This is a genomic window from Flavobacterium sp. ASW18X (assembly GCF_005144745.1).
Lineage (GTDB): Bacteria > Bacteroidota > Bacteroidia > Flavobacteriales > Flavobacteriaceae > Croceivirga.
Genome location: NZ_SWKK01000008.1, coordinates 117,244 through 142,782, shown reverse-complemented (window position 1 = coordinate 142,782; position 25,539 = coordinate 117,244). Strand labels below are relative to the sequence as shown.

General features: G+C 33.9%; 23 protein-coding genes. 21 read left to right on the top strand and 2 right to left on the bottom strand.

All coding sequences use genetic code 11. The annotated features are described in order from the left end of the window. Positions 1 to 2 precede the first annotated feature (2 nt). Positions 3 to 1,001, top strand: coding sequence for a DUF4837 family protein (locus FBT53_RS06155; protein WP_136950291.1), 999 nt, complete (start codon positions 3 to 5; stop codon positions 999 to 1,001). Positions 1,002 to 1,070: 69 nt separating this feature from the next. Here FBT53_RS06155 and FBT53_RS06150 read toward each other — a convergent pair whose 3' ends face one another. Both FBT53_RS06150 and tatA read right to left on the bottom strand, forming a co-directional pair. Beyond that, a complete protein-coding gene (locus FBT53_RS06150; protein WP_136950290.1) occupies positions 1,071 to 3,149 on the bottom strand; it encodes an OmpA family protein in 2,079 nt (692 codons plus the stop codon). A gap of 212 nt (positions 3,150 to 3,361) precedes the next feature. Further along, positions 3,362 to 3,553, bottom strand: a complete 192-nt coding sequence (tatA, locus tag FBT53_RS06145) for a twin-arginine translocase TatA/TatE family subunit (protein WP_136950601.1) — start codon at positions 3,551 to 3,553, stop codon at positions 3,362 to 3,364. A 182-nt stretch (positions 3,554 to 3,735) separates the two neighbouring features. On the opposite strand from tatA, the gene FBT53_RS06140 reads away from it, so the two are divergent. From FBT53_RS06140 to FBT53_RS06045, 20 genes are all read left to right on the top strand, one after another. Then, positions 3,736 to 4,605, top strand: a complete 870-nt coding sequence (locus tag FBT53_RS06140; protein WP_136950289.1) for a M23 family metallopeptidase — start codon at positions 3,736 to 3,738, stop codon at positions 4,603 to 4,605. Between the two features lies 1 nt (position 4,606). Continuing rightward, on the top strand, positions 4,607 to 6,103 hold the full coding sequence (locus tag FBT53_RS06135; RefSeq protein ID WP_136950288.1) for a GH3 auxin-responsive promoter family protein: 1,497 nt from the start codon (positions 4,607 to 4,609) through the stop codon (positions 6,101 to 6,103). Positions 6,104 to 6,139: 36 nt separating this feature from the next. Then, on the top strand, positions 6,140 to 7,819 hold the full coding sequence (locus FBT53_RS06130; protein WP_136950287.1) for a hypothetical protein: 1,680 nt from the start codon (positions 6,140 to 6,142) through the stop codon (positions 7,817 to 7,819). Between the two features lie 20 nt (positions 7,820 to 7,839). Then, the gene (rfbB, locus tag FBT53_RS06125) at positions 7,840 to 8,886 is read left to right on the top strand and encodes a dTDP-glucose 4,6-dehydratase (protein ID WP_136950286.1); all 1,047 of its coding nucleotides are present in this window, start codon (positions 7,840 to 7,842) and stop codon (positions 8,884 to 8,886) included. Positions 8,887 to 8,892: 6 nt separating this feature from the next. Continuing rightward, entirely contained in the window at positions 8,893 to 9,750 is an 858-nt protein-coding gene (gene rfbA, locus FBT53_RS06120; RefSeq protein WP_136950285.1) for a glucose-1-phosphate thymidylyltransferase RfbA, read from the top strand. After that, positions 9,750 to 10,292: a dTDP-4-dehydrorhamnose 3,5-epimerase gene (gene rfbC, locus FBT53_RS06115; RefSeq protein ID WP_136950284.1), complete on the top strand. Its 543-nt coding sequence runs from the start codon at positions 9,750 to 9,752 to the stop codon at positions 10,290 to 10,292. Before rfbA ends, rfbC begins: the two co-directional genes overlap by 1 nt. Before the next feature lie 93 nt (positions 10,293 to 10,385). Beyond that, entirely contained in the window at positions 10,386 to 11,429 is a 1,044-nt protein-coding gene (locus tag FBT53_RS06110) for a hypothetical protein (RefSeq protein ID WP_136950283.1), read from the top strand. 30 nt (positions 11,430 to 11,459) lie between these two features. Then, the gene (locus FBT53_RS06105) at positions 11,460 to 12,440 is read left to right on the top strand and encodes an FAD-binding oxidoreductase (RefSeq protein ID WP_136950282.1); all 981 of its coding nucleotides are present in this window, start codon (positions 11,460 to 11,462) and stop codon (positions 12,438 to 12,440) included. A gap of 1 nt (position 12,441) precedes the next feature. After that, positions 12,442 to 13,215 carry a glucose-1-phosphate cytidylyltransferase gene (gene rfbF / locus FBT53_RS06100; protein WP_136950281.1) on the top strand — a complete coding sequence of 258 codons (774 nt, stop codon included), beginning with the start codon at positions 12,442 to 12,444 and terminating at the stop codon, positions 13,213 to 13,215. Beyond that, a complete protein-coding gene (gene rfbG / locus FBT53_RS06095) occupies positions 13,197 to 14,282 on the top strand; it encodes a CDP-glucose 4,6-dehydratase (protein ID WP_136950280.1) in 1,086 nt (361 codons plus the stop codon). The genes rfbF and rfbG overlap by 19 nt, the downstream gene beginning before the upstream one ends. A 1-nt stretch (position 14,283) precedes the next feature. Continuing rightward, a complete protein-coding gene (rfbH, locus tag FBT53_RS06090; RefSeq protein ID WP_136950279.1) occupies positions 14,284 to 15,609 on the top strand; it encodes a lipopolysaccharide biosynthesis protein RfbH in 1,326 nt (441 codons plus the stop codon). 2 nt (positions 15,610 to 15,611) lie between these two features. After that, complete coding sequence (locus FBT53_RS06085) at positions 15,612 to 16,154, top strand: dTDP-4-dehydrorhamnose 3,5-epimerase family protein (RefSeq protein ID WP_136950278.1); 543 nt, start codon at positions 15,612 to 15,614, stop codon at positions 16,152 to 16,154. Continuing rightward, positions 16,155 to 17,054: an NAD(P)-dependent oxidoreductase gene (locus FBT53_RS06080; RefSeq protein ID WP_136950277.1), complete on the top strand. Its 900-nt coding sequence runs from the start codon at positions 16,155 to 16,157 to the stop codon at positions 17,052 to 17,054. 35 nt (positions 17,055 to 17,089) lie between these two features. Beyond that, positions 17,090 to 18,217 carry a glycosyltransferase gene (locus tag FBT53_RS06075; RefSeq protein ID WP_136950276.1) on the top strand — a complete coding sequence of 376 codons (1,128 nt, stop codon included), beginning with the start codon at positions 17,090 to 17,092 and terminating at the stop codon, positions 18,215 to 18,217. Position 18,218: 1 nt separating this feature from the next. Continuing rightward, positions 18,219 to 19,664, top strand: a complete 1,446-nt coding sequence (locus FBT53_RS06070) for a lipopolysaccharide biosynthesis protein (RefSeq protein ID WP_136950275.1) — start codon at positions 18,219 to 18,221, stop codon at positions 19,662 to 19,664. Between the two features lie 13 nt (positions 19,665 to 19,677). Beyond that, positions 19,678 to 20,778 (top strand): glycosyltransferase, encoded by a 1,101-nt coding sequence (locus FBT53_RS06065; RefSeq protein ID WP_136950274.1) that lies wholly within the window; start codon positions 19,678 to 19,680, stop codon positions 20,776 to 20,778. Between the two features lie 413 nt (positions 20,779 to 21,191). After that, positions 21,192 to 22,151, top strand: coding sequence for a hypothetical protein (locus tag FBT53_RS06060; RefSeq protein ID WP_136950273.1), 960 nt, complete (start codon positions 21,192 to 21,194; stop codon positions 22,149 to 22,151). Continuing rightward, positions 22,148 to 23,389 (top strand): O-antigen ligase, encoded by a 1,242-nt coding sequence (locus FBT53_RS06055; protein ID WP_136950272.1) that lies wholly within the window; start codon positions 22,148 to 22,150, stop codon positions 23,387 to 23,389. Before FBT53_RS06060 ends, FBT53_RS06055 begins: the two co-directional genes overlap by 4 nt. A 16-nt stretch (positions 23,390 to 23,405) precedes the next feature. Next, positions 23,406 to 24,152 carry a WecB/TagA/CpsF family glycosyltransferase gene (locus FBT53_RS06050; RefSeq protein WP_136950271.1) on the top strand — a complete coding sequence of 249 codons (747 nt, stop codon included), beginning with the start codon at positions 23,406 to 23,408 and terminating at the stop codon, positions 24,150 to 24,152. After that, positions 24,149 to 25,516, top strand: a complete 1,368-nt coding sequence (locus FBT53_RS06045) for an exopolysaccharide biosynthesis polyprenyl glycosylphosphotransferase (RefSeq protein ID WP_136950270.1) — start codon at positions 24,149 to 24,151, stop codon at positions 25,514 to 25,516. Before FBT53_RS06050 ends, FBT53_RS06045 begins: the two co-directional genes overlap by 4 nt. Positions 25,517 to 25,539 lie beyond the last annotated feature (23 nt).

Genomic DNA, 25,539 nt, shown 5'->3' with positions numbered 1-25,539 from the left:
ATATGAAAAAACTCGGAACACTATTAATGCTAGGAATTATATTTCTAGCTGCCTTTTCCTGCAATGAAAAGAGCGAAAAAAAAGAATCTTTTTTACCACCCTCTACAGGTAGCGTTAACTCCCTAATGGTTGTTATAGATACAGAATTGTGGCAGGGAGAAATAGGGGATAAGATTAGAGAACTTTTCGCAGCTCCAGCCCCAACTTACATGCCAGAACAACCAATACTGACCCTTACACAGTTACCGCCTCAAGTTTTTAAAGGTACCGCCTTGCATGCACGTTCTGTTTTATTTGTAGCCGCAGATTCTACTGCCAAAGCACATATAAAGACTGATATTTATGCAACACCACAGAAATTAGCGGTGGTAAAAGGTGCTAAAAAATCAGAATTATTAAAAGGATTAGAAGACATAGCGCAAGAAGCTATAACTGCTTTTAGAAATACCGATATTTCAGAAACGCAGAAACGTTTTAAACGCTCTTTGAGCAAAGAAAAGGCTTTGGAGAATACATTTGGTGTGTCCTTGACTTTACCTTCGGTATATCGCTTAGGAAAAGAAGAAGCTAATTTTGTGTGGTTTGATAGACAAATACCTAAAGGAAACATGAATATTATTGCATACGCCTTACCTGCAGATGTATTTAGCGTAGATTCTACCTTTGTAAGAGATATTGTTAGGGTTAGAGACAGTATAGTTAAAGAAAATATTCCTGGTGAGTATGAAGGAACGTATATGATGACGGAGAAAGCCTTCGCTCCATTTGTTTACCCCGCAGAAATAGGGGGTAAAAAGGCAGCAGAAGTACGCGGTATTTGGGAAATTCATGGATATCCAATGGCAGGTCCATTTTTGTCTTATATTATTAATGATAAGGAGAACAATAGAAAGCTTGTTTTAGAAGGGTTTACTTTTGCACCAAATACGCAAAAAAGAGACTACATGTTTGAACTAGAGGCGGTCTTGAAAACCTTACGTTTTGATGTAGAAAAAAATTAACATACCGAATGTTATAAATTAAAAAAGCCTCCAAATTATGGAGGCTTTTTTTATGCAGGGTTTTTAGTTTTACATTTCTACTATGATAAATTCTGAACGTCTGTTTTCTAAGTGTGTTGTACGTGAGCAAGGCACTCCATCAGCACAATCATTTAGTAAACGGTCTTCACCATATCCTATAGCACTAGCTATACGCTCTGGTGCAACGCCATGGGCTATAAGGTAATCTCTTGTAGATTTTGCACGCTTATCAGATAAATATTGGTTATAGGCTCGGCTACCTCTACTATCCGTGTGCGATTCTATCTTGATAACCATGCTTGGATATTGTTCCATAGCGCGTAATAGTTTGTCTAATTCTACAGATGCTTCTTGGTTAATGTTATACTTATCAAATCCAAAGTTGATGTTTTCCACTTTAAGTTTTTTAACTCCATCTTCTAAAACCACTTGGGCCTCTTTTCTACTCAAGGAGAACACTAAGGATTCTTTTTCCTGATCTTGTATTACTATATCTTGTATATAATCTTTAAACTCTTCCCTATTAGAAGTTATTTTGTAATTGCTATTTCGTTCAATATCATTAAAAATAAACCTTCCATCTTCATCTGTTTCTACTTCTTTTACAATATTGTCTTCTTCGTCTAATAAAGTAATTATAGCATTTTTTATAGGGTCTCCAGTTAATTTTTCAACTACTTGTCCTTCTACAATGCTTTTCATAGACACAGGAGGCTTTATTTCTAGGTTGTCAAAAGAATAGATGTCATCGTCTCCTTTACCACCATCACGATTGGATGCAAAATATCCGTTTTTTAAATCTTCATCTATAATAAAAGAAAAGTCGTCTCTATTACTGTTAATAGGTTCTCCAAGGATTTTAAGCTTACCAAAGCCTTCCTCTGTTATTGTAGTTTTATAAATATCTAATCCACCATAACCATCACCTCTATCCGATGAAAAATACAACGCATTCTCAGTTACAAAAGGGAACATTTCTTTTCTTCTAGAGTTTACAGTTTCTCCTAGATTAATAGGTGCAGAGTAAGCGCCATTTCCATCTACGGTTACATAGTAAACGTCTGTTTGGCCAAATCCGCCAGGCATATCAGATACAAAATACAATCGTTTACCATCTGGACTCATTGCTGGGTGACCAGTAGAATAATCTTCACTATTAAAGGGAAGCTCTACTGCCTCTGTCCAGCCTTCTTCTGTTTTAGTAGAAGTATATATCTTAAGGTGATTTACACCGTATTGGTCTCGCTTTAATTTTTTACCGTAATTGTTTCTAGTAAAGTAGATAGTGTTTTTATCTGGTGAAAAGGTTACTGCTGCTTCATGGTATTTGCTGTTAATTTCTTTTGGAAATTTTTCAACATTAGAAACCTTACTTTTTTCATCATTAACATCACCAACGTATAAATCTAAATACGGCTGACTATTCCATTTATACCGTCTGGTTTTTAAAAAGGCCGAATCTACAGCAGAAGCATAAACCAATTGGTTGTCATCTAAAAGCATCGGTGAAAAATCTGAATACTTAGAGTTGATATTTAAGTTTTTTATATTCACTTCATAAGGTTGACTTGTTGCAACACTGTTCTCTTCTAGTAGTTTCTCTTTAGTAGTAGCCAATTCTTCTGAAGATGTTACTAGTGTATTTCTTTTATTAAACAAACGCATAATACGTTTTGCTTTATTATACCTGCCAATTCCTTTTAAACTATGCGCATATTTAAACAAATCGTCATTAGCAATCTCTTCTTTATTATCCTTGTAAGCAAGCTCATAGTATTTGCTAGCCATTTCCATATTAGAATTAAAGTAATGAGAATCACCTGCTCTAACATAAACATCCATAGGGTATTTAGCAGATTTTTTAGACATGGCTATGTCATAAACTTTAGCAGCCTCTGAGTACCAAAGCTTGTCATAATAATCATCTGCTTTTTTAATTAGCTTATCATTCACTCCTTTGTACGTTGAGCGGGCTACTTTCTTGGTTTTGGTTATAGAATCGTTTTCTTTTTCAGTTTCAAGAATGGCTTCTTCTACCACAGCATCTTCGAACTCTAATAAGCTTACAGACTGTCCGTAAAATTGAAGTGAAATAAAACAGATAATTAAAATGGCTAGCTTTTTCATTGTTGTATTGGTTACAAAATTTCCCAAAGTTTAGAATATTAGTTAGTTACCTTAATTGGTTTAAAGTAACCACTAGCCACGAAAATAGATTGTTAATAACTGTTTAATTAATTTTTGTTGTGAAAGGAGAAATAAGCGAAGTAAAACTGTAAAGAAGCTGAAGTTTTACTTAAAGAGATTGTAGCAATATGGGTATAAAAAAAGAGACCTTCTTATTCGGTCTCTTTTTTTTCTTCTAATTTTTCGTCTTCTCTAGAAGCGTCTTTAAATTCTTTAATTCCGCTACCTAGGCCACGCATTAACTCCGGAATTTTTTTGCCTCCAAAAAGCAAAAGAATGGCCAGAACAATTAAAACTATTTGCCATGGACCCAACATTCCTAGAATAATATCAGTAAAAACCATAATCCTTCTATCTTTAATGAATATCAAAAATACAAAAAACAGTAACGCCATGTTGTTAAAAGCAATAATTATAGCTATAATGCCTTTTATGCTTAATAACAGTTGCTTATAGTGCTATTAAAACATTCATAAATACTGAGGAAAAATAGGTAAATTAAAATCTAAAACTATCTTTGTCTATTATGGCTAAGAAAGCTAAAAAAAGAAAAGAGATAAAAAGGAAACTACTGCATAAGTATCGTTTGGTAATTCTAAACGAGAATACTTTTGAAGAAAAAATTTCTTTTAAACTCAACCGACTAAATGTATTTGTTACAGGTACATTTTTTATTATTATACTGATTGGTTTAACAACACTTTTAATAGCATTTACGCCATTAAGGGAATATATTCCGGGTTACTCTTCTACACGATTAAAAAGACAGGCCACAGAGTTAACCTATAAAACCGATTCTTTAGTTAATGTTCTTAATTATACCAATCGTTATTTGGATAATGTGCGTATGGTTCTTCGTGGAGAAATAGAGAATAATGAGTTTAATAGAGATTCTCTTTTTCAACAATATAAATTGGACCCATCAACTATAAACTTAGAACCCATACAAGAAGATTTAGATTTACGTAAGGAGGTAGAACTAGAAGATAAATACAACCTGTTTGAACCCAGCATGAGTAATTTAACAGGTATGTTGTTTAAGCCTTTAGAAGGTCCTATTACTGGAAATTACGATGCAGATAAAAAACATTATGCTGTTGATATTGTTGCGCCACAAGATACCCCAGTTAAAGCGGTAGCCGATGGCACTGTAATATTCGCAGAATGGACGTCAGAAACGGGTTATGTGCTAATCTTAGAGCACAAAGACAATCTTATCTCCGTTTATAAACATAATGGGGCGTTGTCCAAAGGGCAGGGAGATGTTGTACGCGCTGGAGAAGTAATAGCAGCAGTAGGTAACACAGGAGAATTATCTACTGGTCCGCATTTACATTTTGAACTATGGCTTAATGGTAAGCCAACCAACCCATCAGACTTCATAGACTTTAAATAATATGTCCTTAAAAGCTTTCGCTGCCAAGATTTTTGCCAATAGAATTGCCAAAAAGAACAGTAAATGGATTAACAATCCTATTGGAGCTCAAGAAAAGGTTTTTAAAAACCTACTAAAATCTGCCGAAAATACTGTGTTTGGTAAAGACCATAGTTTTAGCACTATTAATAACCATTCAGATTTTGTAGCGCGGGTTCCTATACGGGATTATGAGGAATTAAAACCCTATGTGGAGCAAGTGGTGAATGGAAAGGAAGATGTGCTTTGGCCTGGTAAGCCTTTGTATTTTGCAAAGACTTCTGGCACAACTTCTGGGGCAAAATATATACCCATAACCAAACCTTCTATTAAAAATCAAGTAAACGCTTCTCGCGATGCCATCCTTAATTACATTCAAGAAACAGGTAATGCCGATTTTGTGGACGGGCGAATGATTTTTCTGCAGGGTAGTCCAGAAATGGAAGAGAAAAACGGCATAAAGTTGGGTAGGTTATCCGGTATTTCGGCACACTATGTACCTAACTATTTGCAAAAAAACAGATTGCCTAGCTGGGAAACCAATTGTATTGAAGATTGGGAAACCAAAGTAAATGCTATTGTGACCGAAACCGAAAATGAAAACATGACGGTTATAGCAGGCATACCATCTTGGGTGCAGATGTATTTTGAAAAATTACAAGAAAAACACCAAAAGAAGGTTGGAGATTTATTTAAAAACTTTCAGTTATTTATTTACGGTGGAGTGAATTATGAACCATATCGTGCCAAATTTGAAAGTTTAATAGGTCGTAAGGTAGACGCTATAGAATTGTTTCCGGCTAGTGAAGGTTTTTTTGCCTATCAGAATTCCCAGACTGAAAAAGGAATGCTCTTACTTACGGATGCCGGTATTTTTTACGAGTTTGTAAAGGCAGACGAATTTTTTGATGCTGATGCAAAACGTATCACCCTAAAGGACGTAGAATTGCACGTAAATTATGCCATGATAATTTCTACAGATGCTGGATTATGGGGATACAACATAGGAGATACCGTTCAGTTTATTTCTAAGGACCCTTATAAAATCATCGTATCGGGCAGAATTAAGCATTTTATTTCTGCCTTTGGAGAACATGTTATTGCAAAAGAAGTAGAACAAGCAATGAAAGATGCCATTGTGGCCACGGATGCCCAGGTGAACGAATTTACCGTTGCCCCCCAAACGTCGCCAGAAAGTGGATTGCCTTATCATGAATGGTTTGTAGAATTTCAGAAAGAACCATCAGATATGGAATTGTTTATACAAACCTTAGACACATCGCTCCAAAAACAAAACAGCTACTATTTTGATCTAATAGAAGGCAAGGTTTTAAAACGTTTGCAACTAACTAAAGTGCAAAAAGATGGATTCAAATCTTATATGCAATCCATAGGAAAATTGGGTGGTCAAAATAAAATACAACGTCTATCTAATGACAGAAAATTAGCAGAAGCCTTAACTGCATTTAAAATAAAGTAAGAAGATTTCCCGTATTTTTACACCGAAATACTGAATATGACGGCAATTAAGGAAACTACACGTGCGCAAGAATCTACCAACGCCATAGAGCGTTTGTACGTTACCATGCGGCATTTGTTAAATAGAGGCTTTTACAAACCTTCTGGTGTTTCTGGCAATACATTGCGTAACGCATTGTTGGTACTACGACCAGAAATTTACGGTTCGGTTGCAGAAGATAGAGGTGAGTTAAATGGACTTATTTATGTTTTAGAACGCTTACCAATGGGTATAGAACAATGTAGGTATATCAATTTAACGTCAGATGAAGGCATCTCAAAATCACACTTGCAGCCTATAATTCCGCCTAAAAGAAGAAGAAACTGCTATCGTATAGACGATGAGCAGATGAATATTGAAATTACGCGTGGTCGCTCAGACATCTATGATATTTTAACGCACTTAACCTTTTTGTTTATTGAGGCAGATAAAATTTGTGAGCGTGTATGGATAGAAGAAGATAATGCTACCATTCGGGATTGGCAAAAGCTAGAAGAATTTGTTAAGCAAACAGAACGTACGGAAGAAGAGCGCGAAGTTGCCTACATACATGTAGCCAATATTCTAAGTAGAACGTATGCAGAGGTGGTAGCGATACAAAAGAAGTTTGCTACCGACGCCATGCCAGACCGTTTTCTAGAATTTATTTACTGGTTGGGCAAGTTGGCAATAGAGGAAGTGGCCACTGGCAACAAAAGAACAATAACTTTTAGTCCGCTCTTAAGAGAACGATTGGGTCACCACATTCACGGAGAACGATGGGCTACCACTATAAAAGAAACGCTAGAAAAATATAATTTACTAGGCAGGCCTTTACACATTATAAGCGCTAATATGCACAGTGTAATGAATTCGCTGTTTGCGAGAAAAGTGCTTGGAGCTGAGTTTGAAGGTAAAGACGATTTAGAGATTTACCAGGCTTTGAGTTTATCAGAAAATAAAGAGCTACGGAATAAAGTAGAGAAGGTGGCTATTGCCAATGGTATGATACCTATAGAAGATACTTCTGGAGCTAACATCTCCGTACAGTTATTTGACACGGCAAAATTTAATGATGCTGCTTGTTGCTACAAGGTAGACAACAGTATTCCAGAAGATGAAAAGCCGGTTATTTTTGTGATGGATTATGCGTTTGGCGAGCAGGCTTACGAAACAATTGACGAGTTGTTGAAACCTTTGGAAAAAGGAGATGACAAAATTTTCCTGAATGTAGATTCCGTTTCCATTATGGGTAAAGCTGGAATTCTAGAGGGCGGTAAGGGCGACTTGATGATACCTTCTGCACACATTTTTGAAGGTACTGCAGATAACTATCCTTTTGAGAACGAACTGTGCGCCAAGGATTTTGAAGGCCATGGACTTAAAGTATTAGAAGGAACCATGGTTACCGTTTTAGGAACATCATTGCAGAACAAAGACATTTTAAAGTTTTTCTATGAGTCTACCTGGAATGTTATTGGTCTAGAAATGGAAGGCGTTCATTATCAAAAAGCCATACAATCAGCTTCTAGGGTAAGAAAAAGTGTAAGTAAGGATGTTAAGGTTAGATATGCATATTACGCATCAGATAATCCTTTAGAAACAGGTAGTACGTTGGCTTCTGGTGGTCTAGGAACAACGGGAGTAAAACCTACATATCTGATTACCTATAAAATATTAGAGCAAATTTTTATATAATTTATACTGATTGGTTTTAAATGAAAATTCTAATTACAGGAGGAGCAGGTTTTATAGGTTCGCATGTGGTAAGGCACTTTGTGAATACCTATCCAAAATATCATATTTATAATTTGGATGCCTTAACCTATGCTGGTAATTTAGAGAATCTTAAAGACATAGAATCCAGTTTAAATTACACATTTCTAAAAGCAGATATTAGAGATACTAATCAAATTATTTCCTTATTTCAGGAGTATAAGTTTGACAGGGTAATCCACTTAGCAGCAGAAAGCCATGTCGACCGTTCTATAAGTAATCCACTTGCGTTTGTAGCAACCAATGTCACAGGTACTATTAATCTGATGCAAGCTGCCTTGAATATTTGGAAAAATTTAGATGAACACTTGTTTTATCATGTGAGCACGGATGAGGTGTATGGCAGTTTAGGAATAGACGGATATTTCACGGAAGAATCCCCATATAAACCAAATTCACCGTATTCTGCTAGTAAGGCAAGTTCTGACCATTTTGTGAGGGCTTATGGAGAAACTTACGGTTTGCCATTCGTTATTTCTAACTGTTCCAATAATTACGGCCCAAATCAATTTCCAGAAAAGCTGATACCGCTGTTTATCAATAATATTTTAGAGAACAAGGCATTACCAGTTTATGGAGACGGTGCCAATGTCAGGGATTGGCTATACGTACTAGATCATGTTTCTGCCATTGATACTATTTTTCACAAAGGTAAAACTCAAGAGACTTACCTTATTGGCGGAAATAATGAGCTGACCAATCTTCAATTGATAAAATCGCTTTGTGAGCTTATGGACAAGAAACTAGGTAGACCAGAAGGCAGCTCAGAAAAGCTAATCGCTTTTGTAAAAGATAGGCCGGGCCATGATCATAGGTATGCGATTGATGCCAATAAATTGAAATATGAATTGGGTTGGATTCCAAAAGCTACATTTAATCTCGGGTTAGAAGAAACTATAGACTGGTATTTAGCCAACAAAACTTGGCTAGCTAATGTAACTTCTGGTGCTTACCGGGAATATTATACAGAGTTATACGAAAATAGATAAATAGAAATGAAGGGGATAGTTTTAGCAGGCGGTACAGGAAGCAGATTGCACCCACTTACCCTTACAGTGAGTAAGCAATTGATGCCTATCTATAACAAACCCATGATATATTATCCGCTTTCTACTTTAATGTCTGCAGGGATAAGGGAGATTCTAATAATATCAACTCCACAAGATTCACCCTTATTTAAAAAGCTACTAGGAGATGGGTCTGATTATGGCTGTAGATTTGAGTATGCTATACAAATTGAGCCAAATGGATTAGCAGAAGCTTTTATTATTGGTGAAAAATTTATCGGAAACCACAAGGTTGCATTAATACTGGGAGATAACATTTTTTATGGTTCTGGATTGGCAGAATTACTGCAATCAAATAATAATCCAGAGGGCGGAATTATATATGCCTATCAAGTTAGTAATCCACAACGCTATGGGGTTGTAGAATTTAACAAAAATGGCAAGGCAATTAGTATAGAAGAAAAGCCAGATAATCCTAAATCAGATTATGCGGTACCTGGAATCTATTTCTATGATAATAAAGTTGTAGAAATTGCAAAAAATATTAAGCCTAGTAAAAGGGGAGAGCTGGAAATAACAGATGTTAATAGGGTTTACCTAGAACAAGATAAGTTGAGCGTAAGTATTTTAGATAGTGGCACCGCTTGGCTAGATACGGGAACGTTTAAGTCTTTAATGCAAGCCTCACAATTTGTAGAGGTAGTAGAAGAGCGGCAAGGTTTAAATATTGGTTCTATTGAAGCTACAGCCTACACCATGGGGTTTATATCTGCCAAACAATTAGAAATACTAGCACAACCACTGATTAAAAGTGGATATGGTTCTAATCTTTTAAAATTGATTTAATGAAGATTACGGAAACCGAACTTAAAGGATGTTTTATAATTGAACCTTCAGTTTTTGAAGACGAAAGAGGGTGTTTTTATGAGGCTTTCAACAAAAAAAAGCTAGAAGAGGCACTTGGTTATCAAGTAAACTTTGTTCAAGACAATGTTTCGGTTTCAAAATATGGTGTGGTAAGAGGCTTACACTATCAGGAGGCCCCTTTTGCTCAAGCTAAATTAGTTTCTGTAAGCAAAGGAAGAGTGCAAGATGTGGTGGTTGACTTGAGGAAAGAAAATAGCACCTATTTAAAACATGTTAGTATTGAACTTTCGGATGTTAATAGAAAAATGCTTTTTGTTCCTAAGGGCATGGCACATGGTTTTGCGGTTTTAAGTGATGAAGCAGAGTTTAGGTATAAAGTGGACGAGTATTACAATAAGGAATCAGAAAAGGGTTTGTTTTTTAACGATTCAAAACTTCAAATAGATTGGCCAATTGATGATAACGATATTATCCTATCAGAAAAGGACATGCAACTGACTGAACTAACTAAAGAGATCTAGGTGAAAAGTAGCATTTTTCTGTCAAAAGGTGTGTGAGTATAAAATCCAACTATCTTTGTAATTAATTAAAACTAACTAATCGTATAATTTAGAATGTCAGAACACCAAAAAAACGCAGGCAGTGATGAGATTGATTTAGGTCAATTGTTTCAATTAATTGGTCGTGCTTTTCAAAAATTGTCCAACTTTATAGCAAGTATTTTTAAAGGCATTTTTAATGGTATAATTCTCATTTTACTGTTTATTCAGAAAAACTTTATTATCCTTCTGGGCTCATTAGTTATTGGTGCTGTCGCAGGTTATTTTTCAGATTTATATAAAACGGAGAAATTTATTTCTAGAATGGTTGTAGAGCCCAATTTTAATAGTGTTCAACAACTATATAATAATATTGAATTTTATAATGATTTAGCAAAAGCAGAGGATTCCATTGCGCTTGCTGAAGCATTGAAAATTTCAATACCAGAAGCCGCCTCAATAAAAGAGATTTTTGTTGATTCCTATTCGGATGAAAATCAAAAAATAAAGTTGTTTGATGAGTTTGTTAAGGAATTAGATACATCAACTATTAAGGCAATTGAGTTTGAATCGTATTTGCAAAACTTTAATTCATTAGACGCCCGTTTTCATCAAATTTCATTGATAAGTACGGACAACAGCGTAGCAAAAAAAGCACAGCAATCCATCGTTAAATCAATTTCAAGCAATGATTATTTTAAATTACAAAAGCAGATAAATGATATAAATATAAAATTGCAAGATTCTATCATAACGCAGCAGTTGAGTGAGGTAGATAGTTTGCAGCAATTGTATAAAACGATATTGGTGAAAGAAGCGGAGAAACCGATGCAGGGAACCAATATCAATTTGGCAGAAAACGGACAATCTCAGAATAAAGAATTGGCTCTTGTAAAGGAGCGTGAAATTTTGAAGCGTAATCTTGTAGAATTAAACCAAGAAAGAGCTAACAAATCCTCCATTTTAAATGTTATAAGTGATTTTCCTAATCGTGGAGTTAAGGTAAAAGGTTTTTGGAGCAAATATGTGCTCCTACTACCATTAATTTTGTTGGTATCTGTAATTCTGATACTACTCATACTTAATTTAAACAAGTATTTAAAGAACAATCAACTTTAACTAAAATATATAAACGTTAAAATCTCTTAGATGTATCAAATAAAACTCGCTAACGGAAAAACATTTACATCAAAAGATAATGAAACGATTTTTCAGGCAGCCCAAAAGGAAAAGATATATTTGAATCATAGTTGTTTAAACGCTAGATGTAGTAGCTGCAAGGTAAAAATAACGTCCGGCAACTACGTTATTCTACAAGAGGAGTCCGTTTTAACCAAGGAAGAAAGAGAGCAAGATTTCGTTTTGTCTTGCAATACTTTGGCAAAAAGTGATTTGGAGTTGGATGTTGAGGATTTAGGGGATTTAGAAATATATGAAAAACGAACAATTCCATGTAAAATCAACATGATTACCCGCCTAAATGAAAACGTAGTGAAATTGGAGCTAAGGTTACCACCAAACCAAAGTTTTAAATTTCATCCAGGTCAATATGTAAATCTAATTAAAGGAACAACAAAACGTAGTTATTCTATTGCAAATAATACTAAAGAGGATGGTTCCTTAGATTTTTTCATTAAGAATTATCAAGGAGGCGTAATGAGCAGGTATTTCTTTGAGGAAGCAAATGAGAATGATTTATTGCGATTAGAAGGCCCTTTGGGTACTTTTTTTTTAAGAGACACAGAAAAACCGTTACTATTTTTAGCTACAGGAACAGGTATAGCCCCTATTAAGGCAATTATCGAACAAATTATAGCATCTAATTTATACAAAAACAGGAAAATAACAGTACTGTGGGGTGGTAGGAATGAGGAAGACTTTTTTTGGGGTCTCGATTTTTCTAACGAGCATATCAAATTAATAAAAACTCTATCTAGACCTACAATCAATTGGAATGGAGCAACAGGATATGTTCAAAATGTGGCGATGGAAGTAATTAAGGATATAGAAAATTATCAAGTATACGCATGCGGATCTAATAATATGATTAACGACGCTAATAAAGTATTTATAAAAAATGGATTGCCAGAGAATCAATTTTTCTCTGATGCATTCGTAATAACCAAATAGTATGAAAGCGGTAATCTTAGCAGGTGGTTTAGGAACCAGATTAAGCGAAGAAACATCTACCAAGCCAAAACCAATGGTAGAAATTGGTGGAAAACCAATATTGTGGCACATAATGAAAATGTATTCCTATCATGGAGTTAATGATTTTATCATCTGTTGCGGATATAAAGGTTACGTAATCAAGGAATATTTTGCCAATTACTTTTTACATCAATCAGATGTGACTTTTGACATGCAAAACAACGAAATGGTCGTTCATGAAAAAAGAGCAGAAAATTGGAAGGTTACCCTTGTAGATACAGGAGATGTTACCATGACAGGAGGAAGAATAAAAAGGGTAAGACCTTATTTAAAAGATGAGGAGGCCTTTTGTTTAACATATGGAGATGGTGTCAGTGATGTAAATATAAAGGCTGTAATAGATTTTCATAAATCCCACGGTAAGGATGCTACGTTAACTGCAACTTTCCCTCCAGGACGATTTGGTGCTCTAGAAATTCATTCTAGCCAAGTCATGAAATTCCAAGAAAAGCCTAAAGGAGATGGCGCATTAATAAATGGGGGCTTTTTTGTTCTATCTCCAAAAGTTATTGATAGAATTGAAAATGATGCCTCCATTTGGGAGCAAGAACCTTTAAAGTCTTTGGCAACGGACGGAGAACTTATGGCGTTTAAGCATGAAGGGTTTTGGCAACCAATGGATACGTTAAGAGATAAAATGAAATTAGAAGAGTTGTGGGCCTCTAAAAAAGCTCCATGGAAATTATGGGAGTAGGTAGTGGTAAAGTAGACCCAGGTTTTTGGAATAATAAAAAAGTTTATTTAACCGGTCATACAGGTTTTAAAGGTAGTTGGATTGCCCTATGGTTACAGCAAATGGGAGCCAATGTAAAAGGTTTTGCCTTAGCTCCACCAACAGATCCTGCGCTGTTCACTGTTGCAAAGGTCGGTGCAAATATGCAATCTGATATAGGAAACATTTGTGATTACGATAGTTTGAAAAAAAGCATGCTATCCTTTAACCCGGATGTGGTTATACATATGGCCGCACAACCTTTGGTAAGGTATAGTTATATTAACCCTATAGAAACCTATCAAACAAATGTATTGGGAACGGTACATGTATTAGAAGCTGCAAAAAATTGTACCAATACCAAGGCCATTGTTTCTGTAACAACGGATAAATGTTACGAAAATAAAGAGTGGGCTTGGGGTTATCGAGAAAATGAGCCAATGGGTGGACATGATCCTTACAGTAGTAGTAAAGGATGTGCAGAATTGGTAACTTCCGCTTATACAAAATCATTTTTTAAGGATAACAATTCGGCCAACTTGGCTTCAGCAAGGGCTGGGAATGTTGTTGGTGGAGGGGATTGGGCCGGTGATAGATTGATTCCTGATATCTTAAGGGCATTCGAAAAATCAGAGCCCGTAATTATAAGAAACCCTTTGTCAACTAGGCCGTGGCAGCATGTACTAGAACCTTTATCCGGATATTTGGTATTGGCGCAACATTTATATAATGACGGTGCTTCTTTTGCTGAAGGATGGAATTTTGGTCCTAAAGACGATGATTGTAAAACGGTAGAATGGATACTCACAAAAATGCAATCGTTTTGGGGAGATGGTGCAACTTGGCAATTGGACAAGGAAAACAACCCACACGAGGCAAATTTTTTAAAGTTGGATTGTTCTAAGGCAAAACAAAGATTACATTGGGAGCCCAGATGGGATTTAAACCATACATTAGGATTAATTGTAGATTGGCATCAAAAATGGTTGAACAAAGAGAATATGAACCAGGTTTGTATCCAAGAAATAGAAAATTATAATAAAAATTAGAATGGAAGAGACAGTAACAGTTCAAAGTCTTAGAGATGATATTGCTAAATTGGTTAAGTCGTATACGGAGCTTGCCTTTCAACAAAAACCATTTGAACCAGGTACCTCTCCAATTCCTCCGGCCGGTAAAGTAATTGGTAATGAGGAAATACAGAATATGGTAGATGCCTCTTTAGATGGATGGTTGACGACCGGTAGGTTCAATGAAAAATTTGAGAAAAGACTTGCCGAAATATTAAAAGTAAAACACTGTATTTCTGTAAATTCCGGGTCATCTGCCAACCTAGTGGCCTTTAGTACCCTTACCTCTCAAAAGTTAGGCGACAGAAGAATTAAAAAAGGTGATGAGGTAATTGGTGTTGCTGCAGGTTTTCCTACAACGGTTAACCCCATAGTACAGTTTGGGGCCGTTCCGGTTTTTGTAGATGTAGATATTGATACTCATAACATCAATGCAGATTTAATAGAAGCTGCGATAACGCCAAAAACCAAAGCAATTATGTTAGCACATACGCTTGGTAATCCTTTTAATTTAGGAAAAATAAAAGAGCTTTGTTCTAAATATGATTTATGGCTTGTAGAGGATTGTTGCGATGCTTTAGGCGCAACTTTTAACGGACAACAAGTAGGTACTTTTGGCGATATTGCTACTCTAAGTTTTTATCCGGCCCATCATATGACCATGGGAGAAGGCGGTGCTGTATTTACCAATAATGCCGAGCTAATTGCCATAGCAGAGTCTTTTAGGGATTGGGGTAGAGATTGTTATTGTGCCCCAGGATGCGATAATACCTGTGGATGTCGTTTTGAACAACAGCATGGAGACCTACCTTATGGGTATGACCATAAATATGTTTATTCTCATATTGGATATAATTTGAAAATAACCGATATGCAAGCTGCTTGTGGCTTAGCACAAATAGATAAAGTAGCTGGCTTTGTAGAAAAAAGAAAGGAGAATTTTAATTTATTGTACCAAAGATTAAGTTCTTTGACAGATTTCATCAAACTTCCACAAGCTACACCAAATAGTGAACCTTCTTGGTTTGGTTTTCCAATTACTTTAAAAGAAGGTTGTGGGGTAAACCGTGTAGATTTATTGAATTTTCTAAGCCAAAACAATATTGGAACTAGATTGTTGTTTGCTGGTAATCTTACAAAACAACCCTATTTTAAGGATGTAACCTACAGGGTAGTTGGAGATTTAACCAATACGGACCTAACTATGAACAATACATTTTGGATTGGTGTGTACCCTGCATTGGGCAAAGAACATTTTGATTTTGTCGGTGATAAAATGGAAGAGTTTTTTGGACTTAATTTTTAAAAATGAATTTTATTGACACCGATATTTCCGGGGCATTTAAAATAGAAGTTCCTTTATTTGAGGATTTACGTGGAAATTTTTTTAAAATATTCCATAAGGACATGTTCATTGAAAAGGGTCTTAATATTCAATGGGACGAACAATATTACTCTACCAGTCATAAAAATGTTGTTCGCGGTATGCATTTTCAAACGGTACCACAGCAGCATTCAAAATTAATAACATGTGTTTCGGGAGCTGTAATTGATGTAGTTTTGGATCTAAGAAAATCTTCTTCTACTTATTTAAAATTCGATACTGTTTTGTTAGACGCCCAAACTAGAGCCAAATGCATATATATACCCGCAGGTTGTGCTCACGGCTTTTTAAGTCTGGAAGATAATACGGTTCTAAATTATATGGTAGAAACCGTTTATAGCCCAAATAACGATAAAGGTATTTTATGGAATAGTTTTGGTTACGATTGGCAAGGTATTACCCCCATTTTGTCCAAAAGGGATCAAGAACACCCTGTTTTAAGCGACTTTAAAGAATTTTTTGATTAAATGAATATATTCATAACAGGTGCCACTGGATTTTTAGGCTCTAATTTGGCCAGATTTTTAAACTCTAATGAGGTAAAGGTCCATGTAGGGGTTAGATCGAATTCCGATTTAACCAACTTGGATGGTTTAAAATCAGAAGTTAGTGTTTTTTACTATTCAGATTTAGTCGATGACCTTGCGGATTATCTAAAAAGAGAAGAAATAGATGGTGTTTTTCATTTAGCTTCTTGCTTTATTGCGGAACATAAAAAAGAGGATATAAACACCCTTATTAATTCAAATATTCTATTCGGTAGTTTTTTGTTAGAGGCAATGGCACTAGCAGGGGTTAAAAATCTTATTAATACAGGTACCTCTTGGCAGCACTATAACAACGATCCAACGTATAATCCAGTTTGTTTATATGCTGCCACTAAGCAGGCTTTTGAGGATATTATCCAATTTTACCATCAAGCTAATGGTTTATCTTGTATAACCTTAAAATTATTCGATTCTTATTCGGAGAACGATACTAGACCAAAACTGATAAATTTACTAAATCAATTTGCAAAGGAAGGAAGGGAATTGGATATGTCTCCTGGAGAACAAAAAATCAATTTGTTACATGCAGATGATATATGTAATGGTTTTTATATGGCCTATTTAATTCTTTCGGGGCAAAAAGAACCTATTTTTTCTACTTATTCTTTGGCGGCAAAAGAAACCATTAGTTTAAGAGAATTAATAGGATTGTTTTCTAAGCTTACAGGTAAGGAAATCAAAATAAATTGGGGAGCAAGGGCCTATAGGAAAAGAGAGGTTATGGAGGTTTGGTCTAACCATAAGGTGTTACCCAATTGGGAACAACAAATTTCCTTAGAACAGGGTTTACAACGTGTGTTTTTCAAGGGGGTCAAGTAATCCAAAGTAAAATGTTTTAGCTCTTAAAAACCTATATGAAAAAGAAAAATGTATATGTTCTTGGTAATATTTTAGGTGCCTATAGATCGCAAACCGTTATCGGTACTTTATTAAACTCTGGTAATTACAATGTTAATTTCAGTAATTTTTCCGTAGGCACTTCTAGACCATCCGTTCTAACAAAATTATTTAAGGTTTTAGATGTTTTTGTGTCTTCTTGTTTACGAGTGTATTTTTTATTAAGAGCGGATTTTGTATTCGTTCTTGCTATGAACAATAACAAGTTCATTCAAATTTTATTGGCAAAGTTGTTCAGGAAAACAATTATATCAGATTTCTATATCTCTTATTACGATACAAGGGTTTTTGATAGGAAAATGGTGTCTAAATCATCTTTAATGGCAAAAGTCTATAGGTTTTACGATCGATTACTGTTAAGTGCTGACAAGGTGTTTTTTTTAAATAATGCAGAAAAAGAATATTACATTAACACAGTATATCCTAATGGAAATAAACAAATTAATGCTTTTGTTATTCCACTTTGTATCAACGCTAAAAGAAAGGCAAAATTGGATTATTATAAAAAAACGGATAAAGAGTATTTAAATATCTGTTGGTGGGGTACGTTTATACCATTGCATGGTTTAGAGAATATTATAGAAGCTGCATCTATATTAAAACAGCAAGACGTTGCCTTTAAGTTAAATTTATTTGGGGATTCTAAGAAAAATGCGGTTCCTTACAATCAAATGGTAAAGGAACTTGATTTAGAAGATTGTGTTTTTTTACATAGCGATTATACCTTTTCTAGTGGTAGACTAGAGGAGTATTTAGTTACTAATTGCGATTTGGCTTTAGGGGCTTTTGGAGCATCTGAAAAAGCACATACTGTTATCACCAATAAAGTAATAGATGCTGTTTCTATGAAAATTCCCGTACTTACAGGTAGGTCTTTAGGGATAATGGAGTATTTTAATACTATTGAGGATTTATTCATGACCAAAAGTAATACAGGAGAGGCCATAGCTACTTCTGTTATGGATATAAAGGAATTATCGTTTGATCAGGCCAAATTAATTGTAGATAATAGTTATGGAGTTTTTAAGGAACATTTTTCCATAGAGGCCTTTGGTGATAAATTGTTAGCTCATCTAGAAATTTAGTATGTCCGTACAAAAGGAACTAAGAAAGGGGTTACTTATCACTTTTATCTCAAAATATTCAAATATTTTATTTGAACTTTTGTTGACCATGATTTTATCCAGGCTACTCACCCCAGCAGAATTTGGAGTAGTTGCGGTTATCCTAGTTTTTACCATGTTTTTTAATTTATTGGGTGAAATTGGTATTGGCACGGCAATAGTTCAAAATAATGATTTGGATAATAGGCATGTTCAATCCATCTTTAATTATACCGTAATAATTGCATTTATAATCGCTTTTTCATTTGCTTTGGTTTCTTATCCAATTGCAGATTTTTATGCTAATAAAGATTATATCAACATTGGTAGGATTTTATCAATTGTGGTATTCTTTTATATTTTAAATGTGGTCCCGCAAGGTTTAATCAGAAAACAAAAGTTGTTTTTAAAATTAGAGGGAGCTTTATTGGTAGTAAACATAATAACTGGGTTGATCGCAGTTTACTTGGCTTACCAAGGACATGGGTATTATGCATTGGTTTACAGAGAGTTTTTTAAGGCAATACTGATCTTTATAATAAATTTTGTCAATAGTAAATTTAAACCTACTACTAATTTTGGCCTTAATGGTATAAAATTGATTTTTAGTTATTCCGCATTTCAGTTTATGTTTAATATCATTAATTATTTTTCTAGGAACTTAACCAGTTTACTGATAGGAAAATACATGGGCGATACGAACTTAGGGTTCTATGATCGGGCATATAGACTTATGTTATATCCTGCCCAAACATTAACTTATGTAATTACCCCTGTTTTGCATCCGGTTTTAGCGGCCTATGAAAAACAACCAGAAATAATACATGATAATTATAAAAATATTTTAGAGCTTCTTGGCTTTATAGGATTACCCTTATCCGTGTTCCTATATTTTTCTGCAGAAGAGGTTATTTTGATTATGTACGGTGATCAGTGGATAGGCTCAATACCTGTTTTTAAAATTTTAGCGTTAACCATATGGTCTCAAATGACTTTGGCCAGTACAGGTGCCATATTTCAAGCTTTGGGTAAAACCAAACTATTGTTCATTTCCGGTTTTATATCGGCATTTTTAACCGTAGTGGCAGTGGTATTTGGGCTTTTACAAGATAATTTATTGACGATTGCATACGGAATACTTGTAGCGTTCGTAATTAATTTTTTTCAAGGTTTTTATATTCTGTTCGGAATAGGTTTTAAAAAGCCCTTTTTCTTTTTTTTAAGGTATTTTAAGTTAGGTGCTTTGTCTGCAATATTAGTGCTGTTTTTTATGTTGGGTTTACATCTGTTAACCATAGATTTAAACATCGTATCTATGGTGATCATAAAGACGGTTTTGTTATTGTTGGCAATGTGTGTTGCTATGTATAATTTAAAAAAAGACTATTGGCAATTTGTTTTAAAGAAAATAAGTAATTTAAAACATTAGTAAGTTTTCTCAGATGAAAAAGAAGTTACTAGTTGTTGGACAAACACCTCCACCATATCATGGACAAGCTATCATGATACAGAATACCATATTAAAAGAGTACCAAAGTTTAGATATTTACCACTCTAGAATGAATTTTTCTAAAGATATAGACACTGTTGGTAAATTTAAGATTTTGAAAATCTTTAAGTTGTTTTCCTTGGTTTTGGATATTGCCTACAAAAGATTTAGATATGGAATAAAAAACTTATACTATCCGCCAGCAGGACCAAGTAATGTGGCTATCTATAGAGATGTTATTATTTTATTGATGGTAAGATGGCTGTTTTCTAGGACAATTTATCATTTTAGGGCAGGGGGTGTAAGTGAGCAAATAAAAACATATAAAGGTTGGAAAAAAAAATTGGTTGACCATGTTTATGCCAATCCAGATCTTTCGATACGCTTATCTTCTAAAAACCCAGAAGACGGAAAATATTTTAACTGTAAAAAAGATGTAGTTATTCCAAATGGTATAAAGGATTTTTCTATCACCAATATTTCTTCTATTAAAGAAGGTAATTGTATATTATTTGTTGGAGCCTTAAAATTGACCAAGGGGATCTTGGTGCTTCTACAAGCTGCTAAAATCTTAAAGGAAAAAAACATAAACTTTAAAATTAAGTTTATGGGAAAGTTCGATACAGCTGAATTTAAAAATACTTGCGTTAACTATATAAAGGAAAATGATTTAACCGAATATATAGAATTTTTAGGCGTAAAAACCGCTCAAGAAAAATGGACTTATTATGCAAATGCGGATGTATTATGTTTTCCTACTTTTTATGAATGCGAGACCTTTGGAAATGTCTTAATAGAAGCAATGCAGTTTAAGTTACCTGTTGTAGCTACTTTTTGGAGAGGTGTGCCAGATATAGTATTGAATAATGAAACCGGATTATTGGTACCTATTAAAAACCATGATTTATTGGCAAATGCACTTTTAAAACTATTGATGGACGATAAATTGAGGCTAACAATGGGTACTAAAGGAAGAGAACGGTATTTAAATTACTTTACCGAGGATAAATATTATACCAACTTTGAGAACGAGGTTAATAAGGTATGTCTATAAAAGAAAAGGATAAGGCACTTTTACTTGAACAAGATGAACGTTTACAAAAAACGCTTCTTAATATCTTGGTGATTTCTCAAATATTGGTGTTTTCCCCTTTACCAAAGGAGTTGATGATTATAATGCCTATAGTAGCTTTGGTCTATGTTTTTTTTAAAAATCCCCTTATTTATATTTTTGACCGTATACTTTTATTAGGGATGGTCATTACAGTGTATGTGGCTGTTTGTTGGATACTATTTAGATCAGATTTTTTTTTGATTAATTATCTAGTAGCGTTGCTTTTTTATAGTTCCTTCTGGTTTTTGTTTTTGGTCAAATCGCCCAATGGCATTTCTAAATTAAATAAAAATAGATTAGACCTTTTTGTTGGCAAAGTCATTGTAATAGAAGCAATAGTTGGGATTTTACAAGTGGCTTTTTTAAATCAGGGCTTCGATTTATCCTCAGGGGATTACGTACAGGGTACCATTAATATATTTTCGTTTATCAATAAAGAAAATGGGTTTGCCAATATTTTCTTTACCATTAACCAAGTATCCTTGGTTACTTATTATATTTTGATGGTAGAAAACAAAAAATATCATGTAATGATTTTTGGCGTTTTTTCTATTATTCTGGCTTCTTGTATACATATTTCTTTGGCAATTATAGCTGCTATTGTTTGTACAATGGCTCTGATTAATTTTATAAAAGTAGGTAAGGTATTATTGGCGATATTACTATTTTTAGGTGTTTTGTCTGTTTTGGCACCTAGAAATTTGGCAAGCTTTTCATCTTATAAAAAACAAATTCTAGAATCAAGGAATTTAAAGGTAAAGTCAACCTTTGTTGGGGTGCCATCTTTATTTACAGATGCAAAATCTGTTTTTTTTGGAATGGGTCTGGGCCAATATGGTAGCAGAAGCTCTTTAATAATGTCCGGAAAGTATTTTTATAATAAACAAACAAAAAAGTTTAGAAATCCTATTGGGGTTGTAAATCAAAATCAAAAATTAAAGAACAACCTAATTCCTTTATGGGTAAAAGCAACTACAGACGATTCTTATGGGATGTCAGTTATGAACAAGCCGGTTTATTCTATTTTAAGTCTTCTTATGGAACTTGGACCAGTTTTATTTTCGTTGTTGGGGTTACTTTTTGGAGCTTTTATCCTTAAATTAAGATATAGGTATTTTAGAGTTAGTTCCAAAATGGAAAAACGACGTTACTTTTATTTAATGGTAACTTCTTTTTTTGTTGTTGGTATTTCGTTTTTTGAAAACTATTTAGAGATAGCTCAAGCTATATTTCCCACATTGATTTTAGTTTTATTATTTCTAAAACAAACTAAGCAAGGATATAATCAATCAAATAAAACAGTAATAGGTTGAAAGAGAATCGGTATTTAGCTTTTGGATATTTATTGAGTATGGCAGTTGTGTTGCCATGGAGTAACGCCTTTATGAACGTGTTGATTTTTGGTGGGGTCCTGTTTATCGTTCAAAATATTATTATTGATAGAAAAGTGGTTTCCCGTCTTAAAAATGGTGGATGGTTATTTTATCTATGCTTAATTTTTATTGGGGTTATTTTTACAAATGGCATCGTTTTAGAAGACCCTAAAGGTTTTCAATATGTACTTAGGATGTCTACTGTTCTGATTTTACCTGTAATGATCCAAATCATGATAGGTAAGACTACAGATAAACAACTTAAATCAATAATAAATCTATATATCCACTCTGTTTCCATACTTTGTTTAACGTCCTTGATTACAGCAATTGTACGGGTTATCTTTAAAGAGAATGCGGTATTAGGTTTAAAGGATATTTCTTATACCAATCTTTCTTCTGTTCTGGTTAATCATGAGCCTATTTATTTTTCGTTGTTTGTTGGCTTAGGTGTATTAATGGTTACTTCTTTGATATTTGTTAGAGGCAAGGATAAGAAATCTTTATATGTTTTAGAGTTGGCTTTTTTATTGTTCTTTTTGTTTCTATTGGGTTCTAGGACGGCTATATTGGCCACTTTTGTAGCCTTAGGTGTTTTTGGATTGGTAAGATCTAAAAGATTTTTGCTAGGTCTAACAGTATTGTTCGCCCTAATATTTACCATTAATTATCTCTACAATGATTCTTTTAAGTCTAGGATAGATTTTGTGCTAAATTTCAATACAGAATTCAATTTTCAACAAGATTGGTCTTACGAGGGCTTGGCAGTACGTTATATGACCTGGAATTGTTCTTTAGAAGGGATAAAAGAAAATTTTTGGTTTGGTACTGGCGTAACCAAAGCACAACTATATTTAGATAATTGTTATAAGGAAAATGAATATCAATCATTATTGTTCTTTAATAAGGAGCACGGCTCAATATTTAATTCGCATAATTTATATCTTGGGGTCTTTTTAAAACTAGGGGTTGTTGGTTTCATTTTGCTAATGGCCATTATTATTCTCATTTTATATAAGTCAATTAGGGACAAAAACATACATCTTTTGTTAATTTTGACATTTTTTATGGTCAATGGGTTAACGGAGTCGGTTTTGGTAAGAGAAAAAGGAATAATGTTGTTTACATTTTTCTTTGGATTATTTCTTTGTTATAACCCAAGAAGAACAAATAATTAGAGAGATAATTTTGTTAGTGAAAAAACAGCTTTTCGGTATAGAGATAAACCAAATTTCTAAAGAAGGTTTATTAAAAGGTTTAATTGAGAATGCAAAAGCCAGAAAGTCCTCCTATTTATGTGCAGTCAATGTTCATATGACAGTAGAGTCTCAAAGCAATTTGGCTTTAAAAAATGCAATTTTAAACGCAAAATGGGCTGTTACAGATGGTGTGCCTGTTAAATGGGCCTTTAATATGCTTAATAATGCCAAACAAGAAAGATTGGCAGGTATGGATTTAACTCCAGAATTATTAAAATTAGCTGCTCTTAAAGGATTGGTAGTTTCTGTATATGGCAATACGGAAAATAACTTAAAAAGTTTTAAGGATTATGTTTCCGAGCATATACCAGGTCTTAAAATCGGCACTTTAATTTCCCCACCATTTAGAATATTGACAGAAGAAGAAACAAAAGGGCATTTACAGACAATTAATGATTGCCAAACAAATATTTTGTTGGTTTCTCTAGGCTGTCCAAAACAAGAAATCTGGATGTCAAAATATGCAGAACAATGTAATTCCGTTTGTTTGGGTATTGGTAATGCTATAAATACCTTGATAGGAACGGAAAAAAGACCGCCTAAATTTGTTCAAAATATCGGGATGGAATGGTTCTATAGATTGTGCCAGAACCCTAAAAGATTGTTCAAAAGATATTTTGTTACCAATACCAAATTTTGTTCAATGTTATTGGCATCTTTGCTAAAGTCAAGAAAAAAATGAGTTTGGAGGATAAAAAACCACATGTGGGTTATGGCAAGTTCATAAAAAGGATTAAATATCTTATAGATTTATGTATCCTTAATCTTATGGTTTATTTTTTACCATATCAAATGGATTTTAAGTATCCTTCCCTTTTCTATTTTTATATATCTATTACTTGGGTTATCATTTCAGTCTATAATAGGTATTACGATATTTATAGATATACCAGATTAACACAGATTGTTTATTTATTGGTAAGGCAGTTTATATCGTTTTTCTTATTTCTCTATGCGTATATAGGCTTCTTTATGGAGAAGTTCATAGATCGCTATCATTTGGGTATTTACCTAATTTGTGTTTTTGCATTAATTACACTGATAAAATTTGCATTTAGGTTCGTACTAATTAAATATCGAAAGATATTTAGAAGGAATATCATGAGAGTGGTAGTTTTGGGAGATGGTAAAAAGCCTAAACAACTTATAAGGATTTTTAATGAAAAGGACGAATACGGTTTTGAGTTCGTAAAACAATTTTCAGTTAAAGAAAATAGGTTGAACCTTCAAGAATTGTTTGATTTTATTCTGGGAAATAGTATAGATGAGGTGTATTGTTCTATTAATGAGCTTTCTAATAAACAGATTCATGATATAATTATTTTTTGCGACACCCATATAAAAACATTAAAGTTTATACCGGATAATAAAAATATTTTTCAAAAGAGACTCAAGTTCGAATATTATGATTTTTTACCAATCCTTTCACTAAGGGATATTCCTTTAGAGAATCCATTAAATGCTTTTTTTAAAAGAAGTTTTGATGTTGTTTTTGCTATTTGTGTATATGTTTTTTTACTATCATGGTTAACACCATTATTGGCACTATTAATTTATTTAGACAATCCAGGTCCTGTATATTTCGTTCAGAACAGACCTGGTTATAAAGGAACAGGTTTTAATTGTTATAAGTTTAGGACCATGAAAATTAATTCTACAACAGAAGTTTCCGCATCTCGTAACGATACTAGGGTTACCAAGCTAGGTAAGTTCTTAAGAAGGACCAGTTTAGATGAATTACCGCAATTTATTAATGTTTTGTACGGAAATATGTCCGTTGTAGGTCCAAGACCTCATCTTTGGAGACAAAATGAAGAGTATGGTGAAGAAATTAAAAAGTATATGGTTAGGCATTATGTAAAACCCGGTATAACAGGTTTAGCGCAAAGTAAAGGTTTTAGAGGAGGTATTGAGACTAGGGACGATATTGTGAATAGAACAAGATATGATGTGTTCTACATAGAGAACTGGTCATTTCTTTTAGATATTAAAATAATTATCCAAACTGCAATAAATGTGTTTAGAGGAGAAGAAAATGCTTACTAATACATTAAAAAAATAATTATATA